General features: G+C 61.9%; 10 protein-coding genes and 6 pseudogenes. All 16 read left to right on the top strand.

Annotation, left to right across the window (positions count from 1 at the left end; translation table 11 throughout):
* The first annotated feature begins 70 nt into the window (after positions 1–70).
* The 16 genes and pseudogenes from ACQVLG_RS08620 (at position 71) to ACQVLG_RS08695 (ending at position 13432) form a co-directional block, all read left to right on the top strand.
* Positions 71–1621, top strand: coding sequence for an alpha-N-arabinofuranosidase (locus ACQVLG_RS08620; protein ID WP_474293971.1), 1551 nt, complete (start codon positions 71–73; stop codon positions 1619–1621).
* A 94-nt stretch (positions 1622–1715) separates the two neighbouring features.
* Positions 1716–2462, top strand: coding sequence for a family 43 glycosylhydrolase (locus tag ACQVLG_RS08625; RefSeq protein WP_474293974.1), 747 nt, complete (start codon positions 1716–1718; stop codon positions 2460–2462).
* The gene (locus tag ACQVLG_RS08630) at positions 2350–2922 is read left to right on the top strand and encodes a glycoside hydrolase family protein (RefSeq protein ID WP_474293976.1); all 573 of its coding nucleotides are present in this window, start codon (positions 2350–2352) and stop codon (positions 2920–2922) included. Before ACQVLG_RS08625 ends, ACQVLG_RS08630 begins: the two co-directional genes overlap by 113 nt.
* Positions 2856–3251, top strand: a complete 396-nt coding sequence (locus ACQVLG_RS08635) for a lipocalin-like domain-containing protein (RefSeq protein WP_474293978.1) — start codon at positions 2856–2858, stop codon at positions 3249–3251. Before ACQVLG_RS08630 ends, ACQVLG_RS08635 begins: the two co-directional genes overlap by 67 nt.
* 15 nt (positions 3252–3266) lie before the next feature.
* Positions 3267–4301, top strand: coding sequence for a family 43 glycosylhydrolase (locus ACQVLG_RS08640; protein WP_474293980.1), 1035 nt, complete (start codon positions 3267–3269; stop codon positions 4299–4301).
* A 9-nt stretch (positions 4302–4310) separates the two neighbouring features.
* A pseudogene (locus ACQVLG_RS08645) lies at positions 4311–4730 on the top strand (beta-L-arabinofuranosidase domain-containing protein); the annotation flags it as partial.
* Between the two features lie 43 nt (positions 4731–4773).
* Positions 4774–5955: a glycoside hydrolase family 127 protein gene (locus tag ACQVLG_RS08650; protein WP_474293982.1), complete on the top strand. Its 1182-nt coding sequence runs from the start codon at positions 4774–4776 to the stop codon at positions 5953–5955.
* Between the two features lie 31 nt (positions 5956–5986).
* Positions 5987–6136: pseudogene (locus ACQVLG_RS08655) on the top strand (DUF4986 domain-containing protein); the annotation flags it as partial.
* A gap of 136 nt (positions 6137–6272) precedes the next feature.
* Complete coding sequence (locus tag ACQVLG_RS08660; RefSeq protein WP_474293984.1) at positions 6273–6671, top strand: DUF6805 domain-containing protein; 399 nt, start codon at positions 6273–6275, stop codon at positions 6669–6671.
* A gap of 165 nt (positions 6672–6836) precedes the next feature.
* Entirely contained in the window at positions 6837–7811 is a 975-nt protein-coding gene (locus ACQVLG_RS08665; RefSeq protein ID WP_474293986.1) for an ABC transporter substrate-binding protein, read from the top strand.
* A 12-nt stretch (positions 7812–7823) separates the two neighbouring features.
* Positions 7824–9364, top strand: a pseudogene (locus ACQVLG_RS08670) (sugar ABC transporter ATP-binding protein).
* A gap of 47 nt (positions 9365–9411) precedes the next feature.
* Positions 9412–10445: pseudogene (locus ACQVLG_RS08675) on the top strand (ABC transporter permease).
* The gene (gene yjfF / locus ACQVLG_RS08680; RefSeq protein ID WP_474293988.1) at positions 10442–11419 is read left to right on the top strand and encodes a galactofuranose ABC transporter, permease protein YjfF; all 978 of its coding nucleotides are present in this window, start codon (positions 10442–10444) and stop codon (positions 11417–11419) included. The pseudogene ACQVLG_RS08675 and the gene yjfF overlap by 4 nt, the downstream one beginning before the upstream one ends.
* A 40-nt stretch (positions 11420–11459) precedes the next feature.
* Positions 11460–11759, top strand: a pseudogene (locus ACQVLG_RS08685) (family 43 glycosylhydrolase); the annotation flags it as partial.
* A gap of 49 nt (positions 11760–11808) precedes the next feature.
* Positions 11809–12312: a family 43 glycosylhydrolase gene (locus ACQVLG_RS08690; protein ID WP_474293990.1), complete on the top strand. Its 504-nt coding sequence runs from the start codon at positions 11809–11811 to the stop codon at positions 12310–12312.
* A 179-nt stretch (positions 12313–12491) separates the two neighbouring features.
* Positions 12492–13432, top strand: a pseudogene (locus ACQVLG_RS08695) (LysR family transcriptional regulator).
* Positions 13433–13522: the final 90 nt, after the last annotated feature.

Genomic DNA, 13522 nt, shown 5'->3' on the forward strand with positions numbered 1-13522 from the left:
CATCGCCACATCCAGATTGCGCCGGGGTTGATCCCCGGCCCTTGCTTTTCACTAAAAAACAGGAGACAGCATGAAATTCATCCATACCAGCATCGTGGCCCTCAGCCTGGCCATGGCCGTCGGCAGCGCCTTTGCCGCGCCCGTCAACGTCACCATCGACGTGGCCAAGCCCGGTCCCGTGATCAACAAGAACGTGTACGGCCAGTTCGCCGAACACCTGGGGACCGGCATCTACGAAGGCATGTGGGTGGGGCCGGACTCTGCCATCCCGAACACCAAGGGCTGGCGCAATGACGTGCTGGGCGCGCTGAAACAGCTGCACGTGCCGCTGGTGCGCTGGCCGGGCGGCTGTTTTGCCGATGAGTATCACTGGAAGGATGGCATTGGCGCGCGCGACAAGCGTCCGACCAAGGTCAACACCAACTGGGGCGGCGTGGAAGAGTCGAATGCCGTCGGCACGCATGAATTCTTCGACCTGGCCGAGCTGCTGGGCGCGCAGACCTACATCAACGGCAATCTCGGCTCCGGCACGCCGCAGGAAATGTCCGAATGGCTCGAATACATGACGTCGGACAGCAAGTCCACCCTGGCCGAGCTACGCCGCAAGAATGGCCGCGCCCAGCCATACAAGGTTGATTATTTCGGCATCGGCAATGAAGCCTGGGGCTGCGGCGGCAATATGCGCCCGCAATACTACGCCGACCTGTACAAGCACTATCACACCTTCATGAAGACGCCGGAAAGCGCGCGCCCGAAATTCATCGCCAGCGGCGGCAATGACGACGACATCAGCTGGTCCGGCACCCTGAGCCGCGAAATCAAGCCGAACATGATGGACGCCATCAGTTTCCACTACTACACGGTGCCGACCGGCGTGTGGGAAAAGAAGGGCGCAGCCACGGGTTTTGGCGAAAACGAGTGGATTTCCACCCTGAGCCGCACCCTGCGCATCGATAGCTTGATCAAGAACAATCTCGCCGCCATCGACAAGAACGACCCGTCGAAAAAGACGGGCTTGTACGTCGATGAATGGGGCACCTGGTACGACGTCGAGCCGGGCACCAACACGGGTTTCCTGTTCCAGCAAAACAGCTTGCGCGACGCGCTCGTCGCCGCCCTGAACTTCAATATTTTCCATGCCCACGCGGACCGCGTGCGCATGACGAATATCGCGCAAATGGTCAACGTGCTGCAGGCCATGATCATCACGGACAAGGACAAATATTTCCTCACGCCGACGTATCACGCGTTTGAAATGTACGTGCCGTTTCAGGATGCCACGTCCTTGCCGGTTGCCATTAGCGGCAATGGCAAGTACAGCCTGGGCAAGGTCAGCATTCCTGAGGTAAGCGCCTCGGCCGCGCGCGCCAGGGATGGCAAGGTGTACTTGTCCCTGGTCAACACGAACCCGCACAAGGCCGTCGACGTCAACGTGGCGCTGGCCGGCAAGCAAGTGGCCAGCGTGAACGGTCGCGTGCTGACCGCAGGCAAGATGGATGCCGTCAACAGCTTTGCGCAGCCGCAAGCCGTGCAGCCGGTGGCCTTCCATGCCCAGGCGCAAGGCGGCAAGCTGACCGTGTCGGTGCCCGCCAAGGCCGTCGTGGTCGTCGCCGTCGAATAAGCCGCCAGCTTCCTGCTGTCTACTCTGTGCCGGCGCGGGAGCTTTCCTGCGCCGGCCAGCCGCATCGTGCTGCACGTTGTAGAGAAAGTATTCCATGAACAGAAGAGAAGCTGTACTGGCGCTCGGTAGCGCCATGGCCCTGGCCGCCTGTGGCGGCGGTGGCTCGTCCGGGAGCGCGCCTGTCGTATCCGTCACGCCGCCCGTCGTGCCTCCCGTCGTCCCTCCCTTAGTCGTGCCGCCCGTACAGGGCGCCATCACCTTTATGAATGCTTCCGTGCATGACCCGTCCGTCATCAAGGTGGCCGGCACCTATTATGTGTTCGGTTCGCACCTGGCGGCCGCCAGGTCCACCGACCTGATGAACTGGACGAAGATGGCCGACGGCGTCAACGCCGGCAATCCCCTGTTCAGCAATGTCGTCAGTGCCTTGGCCGACACCTTTGCCTGGTCGCAAGTGACGGGCCTGTGGGCGCCCGATGTCATCCAGCTCGCTAATGGCAAGTTCGCCATGTATTACAACAGTTGCAAGGGCGATTCACCCCGTTCCGCCATGGGCCTGGCCCTGGCCGACAAGGTGGACGGCCCCTATGTGAACCAGCAGATTTTCCTCAAGTCCGGCATGTGGGGCCAGCTCAGCGAGGATGGCGTGACGCTCTACGATGCGTTGACGCAACCGAACGTGGTCGATCGATCCGAACACTTTCCGCGACGCCACGGGCAAGCTGTGGATGATATACGGCTCGTATTCGGGCGGCATCTTCATCCTGGCCATGGACCCGGCCACGGGCTTGCCCGTTGCAGGGCAGGGCTATGGCAAGCACGTGATCGGCGGCAACCATAGCCGCATCGAGGGCGCCTACGTGCTGTACAGCCCGCAATCGCAGTATTACTACCTGTTCACCTCGTTTGGCGGCCTGGACGCGAACGGCGCCTACAATATGCGCGTGGCCCGTTCGCGCAATCCGGACGGCCCCTACGTGGATGCCCGGGGCAACGATATGCGCCAGGTCAAGTCCAACCCCGCCTTGCCCCTGTTTGACGATGCCTCCATCGCACCGTTCGGCCAGAAGCTGATGGGCAACCATCAATTCGCGCTGGCGGCGGGCGAGACGGGCACGCCGCCGGGATATGTGTCGCCAGGACACAATTCAGCGGTGTACGATGCTGCCACGCAGCAGTATTTATCATCTTCCACACGCGCTTCCCCAACACGGGAGAATTGCACGAGCTCCGTGTGCACGAGCTCTTCCTCAACGCCGATGGCTGGCTGGTGGCGGCGCCGTTCCGTTACGTGCCCTTGAGCAAAAGCGTCACGCCGCTGGCGGCGCAGGTGGCGGTAGCGGAGGTGGCGGGCAGCTATCAATTGATCAACCACGGCAAGGATATTTCCACGGCGCTCAAGCTGTCGCAAAGCGTCACATTGCTGGCCGACGGCACGCTCTCGGGGGCGCAAACGGGCACGTGGCAGCACCAGGGCAACAATTTGCTCGCCGTCACCCTGGCGTCGGGCGGCCTGTTCAATGGCGTGCTGTCGCGCCAGTGGCATACGAATGCGCAAGCCTTCGTCGTCACGTTCACGGCGCAGTCCATCGATGGCGTGTCGCTGTGGGGCGCCCGCACGGGCAATTAAAAGTAAAGGAAAACCATGATGCAAACGCTCAAGCGCGGCCTGGCCGCCGTTACCGCCACCCTGCTGGCGCTGTCTTGCCACGCCGCGCAAGTGAGCGTGCACGACCCCGTGATGGCCAGGGATGGCGACACGTATTACCTGTACAGCACGGGGCCCGGCATCACCTTCTACAGCTCGAAGAATATGGTCGACTGGCAACCGGAAGGGCGCGTCTTCGCGGGCCAGCCTGTCTGGGCCAAGACGGCCGCGCCGTCGTTTGACGACCATATCTGGGCGCCCGATGTGCAATTCCATGACGGCAAGTATTACCTGTACTACTCGGTCTCCGGCTTCGGCAAGAACACCTCCGGCATCGGCGTGACCGTCAACACCACCCTGAACCCCCGCTCGCCCGATTACCGCTGGGTCGACCAGGGCATGCTGCTGCAATCGGTGCCCGAGCGCGACGAGTGGAATGCCATCGACTCGAACATTGTCACCGATGCCAAGGGCACGCCGTGGATGGCCTTCGGCTCGTTCTGGAACGGCATCAAGCTGGTGAAACTCAACGCCGACTGGAAAACCATTGCGGAACCGCAAGAGTGGCATTCCCTGGCGCGCCGCGTGCCCCTGCCGCCAAGGGCCGGCGAATTCAAGCCCGCGCCCGAGGAAATCGAGGCGCCGTTCATCTTCCAGCGCGGCAACGATTATTTCCTCTTCGTCTCCTGGGGACTGTGCTGCCAGAAGGAAAAAAGCACCTACCACCTGGCCGTGGGCCGTTCGAAAAGCGTGACGGGGCCGTATCTGGACAAGGATGGCCGCGACATGGCGCAGGGCGGCGGCACGGTGGTCTTGAAAGGCGACAAGGATTGGCGGGGCCTGGGCCACAACAGTGCCTATACCTTTGACGGCAAGGATTACCTGGTGCTGCACGCCTACGAGACGGCGGACAATTATTTGCAGAAGCTCAAGATCCTGCCCATGACGTGGGACAAGGATGGCTGGCCGCAGGTGGATCCGCGCGACTTGAACCGCTACCAGAGCAAGCAGTTGCCCGCTGCCAAACCGTAAGGGTCTGCCATGAAAACAACCTTGCTGACGCTGGCGCTGGCCGCCGGCGGCCTTGCCACGCCGCTACTCCAGGCGGCGGAGCTGTTTCCCCTCGCGTCCGTGCGCCTCGGTGCGGGACCGTTTCTCGATGCGCAGACGACGGACTTGCAGTATCTGCTGGCCTTCGACCCGGATAAGCTGCTGGCGCCGTTCCGCCGCGAGGCGGGCTTGCCGCAGATCCAGCCCAGCTATGGCAACTGGGAAGCGACGGGCCTCGACGGTCACATGGGCGGCCATTATCTGTCCGCGCTGGCCCTGATGGTGGCGTCCACGGGCGACGCGCAGGCGCGCGAACGCCTCGACTACATGCTGGCGCAGTTGAAGCAATGCCAGGACGCGAATGGCAACGGCTACCTGGGCGGCATCCCGGACGGCAATGCCGCCTGGCAAGCTATCGCTCGGGGCGAACTGCAGGCTGACACCTTCTCCGTCAATGGTAAATGGGTGCCGTGGGTACAACCTGCACAAGGTATTCGCCGGCTTGCGCGACGCCTACCAGTACACCGGCAATGCCGAGGCGAAGGCCATGCTGATCGGGCTGTCGGACTGGGCCGTGAAACTCTCGGCCTCCTTGTCCGATGCGCAGATGCAGGCCATGCTGCGCGCCGAACACGGCGGCATGAACGAGGTGCTGGCCGACGTTTACGCGATGACGGGCGGGCAAAAGTATCTGGACCTGGCCGTGCGCTTTTCGCACCAGGCGGTCTTGCAGCCTTTGGCGGCCCGGCAAGACAAGCTGACGGGCCTGCATGCGAATACGCAAATCCCGAAAATCATCGGCTTCGAGCGCATCGGCGCCCTGACGGGCCGGCGCGACTGGCAGCAGGCGGCGCAATTCTTTTGGCAAACCGTGCACGACAAGCGCACGGTGGCCATCGGCGGCAACAGCGTCAAGGAACATTTCCACGACGAACACGATTTTTCCTCGATGGTGGAGGAAGTCGAGGGGCCGGAAACCTGCAATACCTACAATATGCTCAAGCTCACGCAGCAGCTGTTCCGCCGCGACGAGCAGGTGAAGTATGCGGATTACTACGAGCGCGCCCTGTACAACCATATTTTGTCGTCGCAGCGCCCCGGCACGGGCGGCTTTGTCTACTTTACGCCCATGCGCCCGAACCACTACCGCGTGTATTCGCAAGTGGACAAGGGCATGTGGTGCTGCGTGGGTTCCGGTATCGAAAGCCAGGCCAAGTATGGCGAGTTCATCTACGCGCATGACGGCGACGCGCTGTACGTAAACCTCTTCATGGCCTCCACCCTGGACTGGGCAGAGCAGGGCGTCAAGATCGTGCAATCGACCCGGTTTCCCGACCAGGACACGACGCGCATCAAGGTGCTGGGAAATAAAACCTTCAGCATGAAGATACGCTACCCGCAGTGGGTAGCCAAGGGCAAGCTGCGCCTCAAGCTCAACGGCAAGGCCCTGCGCGTGGCCGGCGCGCCGGGCGAGTACGTACGTGAGCATCACGCGCGCCTGGAAGAGCGGCGACACGGTCGACGTGGTGCTGCCGATGAGCACGCGCCTGGAACAGATGCCGGACCAGTCGAATTACTATGCCGTGCTGCACGGCCCCATCGTGCTGGCCGCCAGGACGCAGCCGTTTGTGTATGAACAACTGAACTATTTTGCCGACGACTCGCGCATGGGCCATATCGCCCAGGGGCAAGTGTGTCCGCTGGAATCGTCACCGCTGTTCGTCAGCGACACAAAAGAATTCATGCACAAGATCAAACCCGTGAAGGGCCAGCCGCTGACGTTTACGGCGCCCGGCTTGATCCAGGGCAAGGATGCGGCGACGATCAAACTGATCCCGTTCTTCCGCCTGCATGACTCTCGCTACATGCTGTACTGGCCCGTATCCGCGCCGGCCAGGCTGGCGCAGCTGCAGGATGCCACGCGCCAGGCGGAAGCCGAGCGCCTGGCGCTCGATGCGCAGACCATCGACCAGGTGGCCGGGGCAGCAGCAGCCCGAATCCGACCACAGCTTCCAGGCCGAAGGGGGAGAAAACGGCGTCAACAAGGGCCGGCACTGGCGCCATGCGACGGGCTGGTTCAGCTATGACCTCAGCGACCCGAAGAGCGAAGCGAGGATTTTGCAGCTGACCCTGTCCACCCTCGATGCGGGCAGGACCTTCGACGTGTTGCTCAATGGCGTCAAGCTGCAGACGGTGGCCGTGGCGGCCGATGCGCCGCAGGAGCTGCATACGGTCGATATCGCCGTGCCTGCGGACTTGGTCGCGGCCGCCAAGGGCAAGCTGGTCGTGAAATTTGTTGCCGGCAAGGACTCCGTGGCGGGTGGCCTGTACGGGCTGCGCCTGCTGCGCTGAGGGGGAGGGCGCAGCTGCGGCCATCCAGTGATACGCAAATCGGTATCGCAAGCGAAAAAGAATTGATTGGATGGCTATGTTGCTTTCTCCTACCATGGGTTCATAAAAAACCGCCCATCCGGCATCCGGCTGTGATGGTATTCCAATAAAAAACTGGAGACAAGAATGACCTTGAGCCGCCGCACCCTCCTCGCCAGCGCCATGCTGCTGGCCGCTTCCGCCACCACCTTCGCCACGCCTTCCGCGTTTGCCGCCAAGCCCCTCGTCATGGGCTTTTCGCAGGTGGGCGCCGAAAGCGAATGGCGCACCGCCAATACCGTCTCCATCAAGGAGGCGGCCAAGAAAGACGGCGTCACCCTGAAATTTGCCGATGCGCAGCAAAAGCAGGAAAACCAGGTCAAGGCCCTGCGCTCGTTCATCGCGCAAAAGGTCGACGTGATCGCCTTCTCGCCCGTGGTCGAATCGGGCTGGGATACGGTCTTGCGCGAAGCCAAGGCCGCCAAGATCCCCGTCATCCTGACGGACCGCGCCGTCAACGTGGCCGACAAATCGCTGTACGTGACCTTCATCGGTTCCGACTTCGTGGAAGAGGGCCGCCGCGCCGGCCAATGGCTGCTGGACTATGCCAAGAAAACCCCGGATGCCACGCTGAACATCGTCGAACTGCAAGGCACGGTCGGCTCCGCGCCAGCCATCGACCGCAAGGCCGGCTTCCTGGAAGTGGTGGGCAAGAATCCGAAGATGAAGATCATCCGTTCGCAAACGGGCGACTTTACGCGCGCCAAGGGCAAGGAAGTGATGGAAGCGTTCCTGAAAGCGGAAGGCAAGAAGATCAACGTCTTGTATGCGCACAATGACGACATGGCCATCGGCGCCATCCAGGCCATCGAAGAAGCGGGCATGAAGCCGGGCAAGGACATCATCATCATCTCGATCGATGGCGTCAAAGGCGCGTTCGAAGCCATGATCGCCGGCAAGCTGAACGTCACGGTCGAGTGCAGCCCGCTGCTGGGCCCGCAATTGATGTCCATCGCCCGCGATGTGGTGGCCGGTAAACCCGTGCCGGCGCGCATCACGACGGTGGAAGGCGTGTTCCCTGCCGAGGTGGCCGCCAAGGAATTCCCGAACCGTAAATACTAAGCTTGCCGCATGATGAATACGCAAGCGCATCACACGGCCGCGCCAGCTCCCTTGCTGGAGTTGCGCGGCATCAGCAAAGCCTTTCCCGGCGTCAAAGCCCTCAGCGATGTTGCCCTGCGCCTGTATCCGGGCGAAGTGCACACCCTGATGGGGCAAAACGGCGCGGGAAAGTCGACCCTGATCAAGGTGCTGACGGGCGTCTACACGCCCGACAGCGGCCAGATCCTGTTTGACGGCAAGCCCATCGCCCCCGCCTCCACCTCGGACGCGCAGACGCTCGGCATCAGCACCGTGTACCAGGAAGTCAATCTGTGCCCGAACCTGTCGGTGGCGGAAAACATTTTTATTGGCCGCTATCCGCGCCGCTTCGGCTTCATCGATTGGCGTGCCATGCAGCAGCAGGCGCGTGCCTTGCTGCAGCAATTGCAGATCGATATCGATGTCACGGCGCAACTGTCCAGTTTTCCGCTGGCCATCCAGCAAATGGTGGCCATCTCGCGCGCGCTGAACATTTCGGCCCGCGTGCTGATCCTCGACGAACCCACGTCCAGCCTGGACGAGGCGGAAGTCAATCTGCTGTTTTCCGTGCTGCGCCGCCTGCGCGAGCAAGGCATGGCGATCCTGTTCGTCACCCACTTCCTTGACCAGACCTATGCCATTTCCGACCGCATCACCGTCATGCGCAATGGCGAGCGCGAGGGAGAGTATGCGTGCAGCGAACTGTCGCGCCTGGCGCTGGTCAATAAAATGATCGGCGTGGCGGCGGATACCCAAGCGCAAGAGCTTGACCTGGCGCAAGAAGCGGGCGCGGCCAGCTTTGGCCCGAATGTGCTGGAAGCGCAGGGCCTCGGCCGCAAGGGCGCCTTGCTGCCCATGGATTTCCACATCCGCCAGGGCGAATTGCTGGGCCTGGCCGGCTTGCTCGGTTCGGGCCGCACGGAACTGGCGCGCTTGCTGTTCGGCGCCGACAAGGCCGATTCGGGACGATCACCATGCAGGGCCAGCCGCGCCACTTCAATGTGCCGCGCGACGCGATTGCCCGCGACATCGGTTTCTGCTCGGAAGACCGCAAGCACGAGGGGGCGATTTTGTCGCTGTCCGTGCGCGAAAACATCATATTGGCCTTGCAAGCCCGCACGGGCTTGCTGCGCGCCATCCCCTTTAAACGCCAGCAGGCGCTGGCCGATGAATACGTGAAGGCGCTCGGCATCAAGACGGCCAGCATCGAAACGCCGATCGGCAGCCTGTCGGGCGGCAATCAGCAAAAAGCCTTGCTGGCGCGCTGGCTGGTGACCTCGCCCGCCATGCTGATTCTCGACGAACCGACGCGCGGCATCGACGTGCGCGCCAAGCAGGAAATCATGAGCTATGTGGCCAAACTGTGCCGCAAGGGCATGGCGATTCTGTTCATTTCGTCCGAACTGCCGGAAGTGCTGCGCTGCAGCGACCGTATTCTGGTCATGCGCGACCGCAAGGCCTGCGGCGACTACTATGCGCGCGGCGAGCTGGACGATAGTTCCGTGCTGCAAGTGATTGCCGGAGATGCCACATGAGTTTATCCACGCCATCGAGCGCGCCGCTGGCGCGTCCGGCTTCCACTATGGGTACGTCCGCCTTGCATACCGTTCTGCACTATCCTTTGAGCCGGCCGCTGGCCGCGCTGTGCTTGCTGCTGCTGGTCGATTTCTTCGCCATCCCCGGCTTTTTCCATCTGGAAATCCGCGATGGTCATTTGTACGGCAGCGTGATCGACATCGTCAACCGCGCCGCCCCGCTGATGCTGGCCGCGCTGGGCATGACCCTGGTGATCGCCACGCGCGGTATCGACATTTCCGTGGGCGCCGTCGTGGCCTTGTCCGGCACCGTGGCCGCCATGCTGATCGGCGGCACCATGGTGATGGACAATGGCGTGCCCACCTACGTGAGCAATATCCCCATGGGCTGGGCCCTGGCGGCCGCCCTGGGCGCGGCCCTGCTGTGCGGCGGCGCTGGAATGGCGTGCTGGTGGCCGGTCTCGGCTTGCAGCCCATCGTCGCCACCCTGATCCTGATGGTGGCGGGCCGCGGCCTGGCGCAATTGCTGACGGATGGACAGATCGTTACGGTCTATTATCAGCCGTTCTTCTTCATCGGTAGCGGCTATCTGTTCGGCTTGCCGTTCTCGCTGTTCCTTGTCGCGGCGGTCTTCCTCATCACCGCCTTGCTGATGCGCAAAACGGCCCTGGGCCTGTTCATCCAGGCCGTCGGCATCAACCCCGTCGCCGCGCGCCTGGCCGGCATCAGGACGGCGACATTGATTTTCTTTGTCTACGTCTTTTGCGCCGCCTGCGCCGGCCTGTCCGGGCTGATGATCAGCTCGAACATCAAGAGCGCGGACGCCAACAATGCGGGCCTGATGCTGGAACTCGACGCCATCCTGGCCGTCACCCTGGGCGGTACTTCGTTGGCTGGCGGCAAGTTCAGCTTGGTCGGCAGCATGATAGGCGCGCTCATCATCCAGACCCTGACCTACACGATCTATTCGCTCGGTGTGCCGCCCGAGGTGAACATGGTCGTCAAGTCCGTCGTCGTGTTCCTCGTCTGCCTGTCGCAATCGTCGGAATTCAAGCAATTGCTGCATCGGAGAAAAGCATGAAGGGCTTGCTGCACACCCCGTATTTCACCTCGCTCGTCACGGTCTTGCTGCTGGTGGTGATGCTGGGCCTGGGCGGCGCCGCCTACCCGGGCCTGCTGTCCACGCAAGTGATCTTTAACTTGTTGATCGATAACGCCTTTTTGCTGGTGATCGCCGTCGGCATGACCTTCGTCATCGTTTCCGGCGGCATCGACCTGTCCGTCGGTTCCGTGCTGGCCTTGTCGACCATGATCGCCGCCTGGCTGCTGAACGTGGCGCACTGGCCGCCGCTCTTGGTGATCGCCACCGTGCTGGCGCTGGGCGCCGTGTTTGGCGCCGGCATGGGCGCGCTGATCCATTATTTCAAATTGCAGCCTTTCATCATCGTCACCTTGGCCGGCATGTTTCTGGCGCGGGGCCTGTGCTATTTGATCAGCATCAATTCCATCACCATCGATGACCCGCTGTTCGTGGCCATGTCGCAGACGCAATTGGGCTTCCTGGGCGGCTTCGTTTCGCCCGGCGTCGTGATTGCCGTGGTCACTTTGCTGCTGGCCATCTGGCTGGCGCACGCCACGCCGTTCGGCCGCGCCGTGTATGCGATCGGCGGCAATGAGCAGTCGGCCCTGATGATGGGCTTGCCCGTGGGCCGCACCAAGGTTTTCATTTACGCCTTCAGCGGATTCTGTGCGTCGCTGGGCGGCGTGCTGTTTTCGTTCTACATGCTGTCCGGCTATGGCTTGCATGCGCAAGGCACGGAACTGGATGCGATCGCCGCCGTCGTCATCGGCGGCACCCTGCTCAGCGGCGGCTACGGTTACGTGGCGGGCGCGCTGTCCGGCGTGCTCGTGCTGGGCACCATCCAGACCCTGATCGCCTTCGACGGCACACTCAGCTCGTGGTGGACCAAGATCGTCATCGGCGGCCTGCTGTTCGTCTTTTGCGTCGTGCAAAGACTGATGGCCATGGGCCAGAAAACCATCAAAGGGAGTTAACCTTATGTTGAAGCAACACACACGTGCCGCAGCCATCGGCATGGCGCTGGCGCTCGCCTGCGCCACGTTCGGTGCGCAAGCGGCCAACCCCATCGTAAAAAATATCTACACGGGCGATCCGGCCGCGCTGGTCGACGATGGCCGCGTGTATTTGTACGTGGGTCACGATGAAGCGAGTGCCACGGACACGGATTACCGGATGAACGAGTGGCGCGTATATTCCTCGTGCGACATGGCCAACTGGACAGATCACGGCTCGCCCGTGCGCTTTTCCACGTTTTCCTGGGCCGGCAAGGATGCCTGGGCGGGCGACATCGTCAAGCGCGGCAGCAAATACTATTTTTACTCGACCGTCGACCACAAGACCATCCCCCGGCAAGGCCATCGGCGTGGCCGTGTCCGACAGCCCCACGGGCCCCTTCGTCGACGCGCGCGGCAGCGCCCTGATCACGAACGACATGACGAAACAGACGGCGATCCCGTGGGACGACATCGACCCGGCCGTCTTCATCGACACGGATGGCCAAGCCTATCTTTACTGGGGCAACACGGTCTTGAAGTACGCCAAACTCAAAGCGAATATGACGGAGCTCGATGGCCCGATCTTGACCTTCGGCATGGATGCGTTCACGGAAGCGGCCTATATGCACAAACATGCTGGCACTTATTACTTGTCGTACTCGCGCAACTTCCCGGAAGAAACGGCGTATTCGACGGGGCCTACGCCGACAGGCCCATGGCATTTCCGCGGCGCCATCATGGAAAAGAATGCCGTCGTGAAAACCATTCACCAGGCCATCATCGAATTCAACGGCAAGTCCTACATCTTCTATCACAACGACAAGTTGCCCGGCGGCGGAGAATACCGGCGTTCCGTGCCGTGGAAGAGCTGAAATACAAGCCTGACGGCATGATCGAATTCATCCACCAGACGGCTGGCCCGGCAGCCAACCCGAGCGCTGCCTGCAAGGCATCGTGATCGCTGCTTGACGACGCTCAAAAAGGAGACAAACCGATATCTGGAATATCGATATTGAGTTAAAACTGATATCGATCATGATATGATTTATTCATGGATACCCTTAACCCCAACTGGTTCTTGCGAGCCCGCCTGAAGACGCGGCAACTGCTGCTGCTGATCGCCCTGGACGAGCAGCGCAACATCCACCGTGCGGCGGAAGAATTGCACATGACGCAGCCGGCAGCGTCCAAGCAAATCAAGGATCTGGAAGAGATGCTCGACGTGCGCCTGTTCGACAGGTTGCCGCGCGGCATGGAGCCGACCATCTACGGCGAAACGATGATACGCCACGCGCGCATGGCGCTGACGAGCCTGTCGCTGGCGCATGACGACATCGTCGCGCTCAAATCAGGCTGACGGGCCAGGTGGAAGTGGGCGTCATCATGACGCCGGCCATGGCCTTGCTGCCGCGCGCGATTGCCCGCATCAAGCAGCAGGCGCCCCTGATGCGCATCGGCGTGCACCTGGAGCACAGCAACACTCTGATGGACATGTTGCAGCACGGCACCCTGGACTTCATGATCGGGCGCATCCTGGAAAAGGAAAGCAGCGCCGGCCTCATCTACGAGGAATTGACGGAAGAGCCGGCCAGCGCCGTGGCGCGCAATGGCCATCCGCTGCTGTCGCGCAAGAATCTGCAATTGAAGGACCTGGCGGGCCAGCCGTGGATCTTGCCGCCGCAAGGCAGCATATTGCGCCACCGCTTCGACATGATGTTCCGCCGCGCCAGCCTGGAGCCGCCCGTCGACGTGGTCGACACGACCGCCTTGCTGCTGATCACGTCGCTGCTGCAGCAGACGGATTCGCTGCACGTGATGCCGACGGAAGTGGCCCATTACTATGAATCGCTGAACGTGCTGAGCATCTTGCCGATCGAGCTGCCGTGCAAGATGGATGCGTTCGGCATCATCCGCCAGCAGGATCATCTGTTGTCGCCGGGGGCGGATATGCTGCTCAAAGCTGTACGGGCGACGGCTGCCGACATGTATTGACGATCACCCAATAAAACGTCCATGGCGTTGTTGCCGTGCCTTGTCGTACATTCGTACTGCCTACGGCACGGCGCCTAGCCCTGAACAGTC

Source organism: Janthinobacterium sp. TPC_1 (assembly GCF_056037845.1).